Origin of the sequence: Arthrobacter humicola (assembly GCF_022803015.1) — a bacterium.
Taxonomy (GTDB): Bacteria; Actinomycetota; Actinomycetes; order Actinomycetales; family Micrococcaceae; genus Arthrobacter; species Arthrobacter humicola_A.
Window position 1 is genome coordinate 1 of sequence record NZ_JAFKON010000026.1, and the last position, 2,509, is coordinate 2,509.

The following is a 2,509-nucleotide window of genomic DNA, read 5'->3' on the forward strand; positions in this document are numbered from 1 at the left end:
AGACCACACCACGGGGTGGCGGGCCCGGCAAATTCAACCAATTCAATACAATAAATTGGTATCAACAAACTTGGCACACTATTGAGTTCTCAAACAACAGACACACCCGGCACCACCACAACCAACATTTCGGTCGCGGATCGCTCCGGAGCAACTTTTCAAACTTACCCGAGTCCGGACCGCTTTGCAAATCAGCGTTTCCGCGACCCGCAAACCATCCAACCCGCCCCACCCGAACCCGGAGCGCACAAAACGCCGACCAGATCCGGTCTTGAAATTTAGGGGATTGGCCGCCTCCGGTTCCCAGCATTTCCGCTGGTCTCCCTCGCGGCGACTTAGAAAACAATACACCCACCACGCCCCCACCGCAACTCCACCCCCCACACCCACCCCACCACCCAAAAACCCCGCCACCACAACCCAAAACCACCCGTCACGCACCTCATCGCACACTCCCCCGCCGCCCACGGCCACTATGCCGTGCATCACTCCTTCCCCGTGCCGGCAGCTCCCCCACATGGCGGGCCCAGGCATTAGCAGCCAAGCAGTCCGTCGTGTTGTCGAATGCAGGCCGCCACAGGGGCACGACGCGGCAGGATGATTCCGATGCCTTCTGGGCCAGACTCCGAACCAGGTGTTGTTCGAGTTGATGGCCCAACAGCAGCCACCCGCTGAAGTCGTGTCTGAAGAGAACACCTGACGAACGTCAGCTGCCTGGAATCAGCGAAGAACCTTGAAACCCGCGGCGGAAGTTGCAGGATCTCGTGGTTTGATCGATCGATTGATTCGGCCGCAGCCTGTTCCCAGTACATCGAAGCAGCAAGAACTGTCAGGCAACCCCCTGAGGTCACCCTTGCTGTCTGTTCTTCCTGCGAGCTCCCCCAGTCCATGTTCGCGATGTTTAGGTTGTCATCGACTCTCCAGAGTTCGCGCGCAATGCATCGGAAAGGTCGACGCGATGCCTCGCGCAGATCCGTGATCTGTATCGGATACCCGCCTTCAAGAGCGCCACGTTCCACGAGGAACAAGACAGAGGCGTGTTCATTGCCTGCCGGAGCCGCCTGGCGAACCTGTTTCCACCCGACGCGATTCCAGGCGGTATCATCAACGGCCCTCACTCAGGCGCGGAATCCATCTTCATGCTCGGAAAGCGCATCCACCCAGACGTCTGGTGCTGAAGGTCGTAGGCACCAGAAGGGAGGGAGGGCCAGGCCTGTGCGTGAGTTCTTTCCTTCGTGCGTCTTCTGTCGCCAATAGTCCCGGGAAACCGGGCAGCTCTTCAGGGCCTAAAGCAGGAGGCGTAGGAGACGCGCAGGGCCGGCGGTCGTAGCGGCGCGGGCGGTGGTGGCTGCGGGCGATCCGGCCGGAACGCCGAGGCTAGCGCCGCGGCCGGAAACGCAGTGCCGCCGCCGGCCGGGCCGTGTCCGCAGCGTGCTCTTGACGCGGCCCCGGCCGCAAGGGTAGACAAGGGCCATCCCGGTGCTGTCGCGGGGGTTATGACCGCAGACAGAACGCGGGCAGCGCGGGGACCGTCATGATGAACCACGGCGGAGCAGCGGAGTGAGGTGTGAGCGATGACCGGATTAGTTGCCTTCCGCTTCGTGGCGCTCGGCTGGGCAGCCTACTTCGCCGCGGAAGCAGGGGTTGCGGACGAATGGGCGTACTACTTCGCCGTCTTCGTGATTGTGCTGGCCCAGTGCGCCGGTGTACCGCTTCCCGCCGTGGCCGTCCTGCTTGGCGCCTACGCCTCGGCGCGCCACGGAGACCTGAACCTTACCGCCGTTATCGCGGTCGGCAGCCTGGGCGCCATGCTCGGGAGCACTATTGGCTACGTACTTGGGCGGGTGGGAGGCCGTCCGCTGATGCTTCGACTCGCACAGCGCTTCCATGCCGACGAGAATCGCATCCTCCAGCTCGAGTCGTTCTTCGATCGGCACGGCGGCAAAGCCTTGTTCTTCGGCCGCTGGGTCATTGTTGTCCGGCTCTGGGGCGCCATTGCCGCGGGGGCCGCCAAGATGCCGTGGCCCACTTTTCTGCTCTGGACCATCACAGGGTCAATTGCCTGGGTCGCGAGCCTCAGTGTTCTCGCCTATTTGGCCGGGGCGCTGGCCAAATGCGATCGGTGACGCTCTCGACATCGGCGGTTGGGTGCTGGTCCCATTCGTCGTGCTGGGCCTGGTGATCGTTTGGCGCCGGCGCAGACGCCGGAAGCTCAGGTCAGCGGGAGGGACAGGGGACGGCGCACCCGATGCCGAATGAGCCCGTCCAGGCGCGTCCGGCCTGTACGTTCCTGCAGCAACGCTCGGCCTCCTTCAAGGCGGAGCATACGACGTCCCAGGGGGCCCCTCATCGGCGATCGGGCACCAGGGCGATTACCGGACCGACCCGGGTTCGGCTGGGCACGTAGCCGGGGCCGGCGGGCGGCCGTTCCCCCGGGGCCGGGCCGCCGAAGGCACGGGCCTGGTCCTGAAAGGCCGGTTAAATGCGGGAGGACCCCCACCTGGTGGTG

Annotated in this window: 2 protein-coding genes; one reads left to right on the forward strand and one right to left on the reverse strand. The window is 64.0% G+C overall.

The window, feature by feature from the left end; translation table 11 throughout:
• Positions 1–533: 533 nt before the first annotated feature.
• The gene (locus ARTB_RS22005) at positions 534–1,118 is read right to left on the reverse strand and encodes a DUF6924 domain-containing protein (protein ID WP_439954160.1); all 585 of its coding nucleotides are present in this window, start codon (positions 1,116–1,118) and stop codon (positions 534–536) included.
• A 456-nt stretch (positions 1,119–1,574) separates the two neighbouring features.
• On the opposite strand from ARTB_RS22005, the gene ARTB_RS21280 reads away from it, so the two are divergent.
• The gene (locus tag ARTB_RS21280) at positions 1,575–2,126 is read left to right on the forward strand and encodes a DedA family protein (RefSeq protein WP_243182271.1); all 552 of its coding nucleotides are present in this window, start codon (positions 1,575–1,577) and stop codon (positions 2,124–2,126) included.
• Positions 2,127–2,509 lie beyond the last annotated feature (383 nt).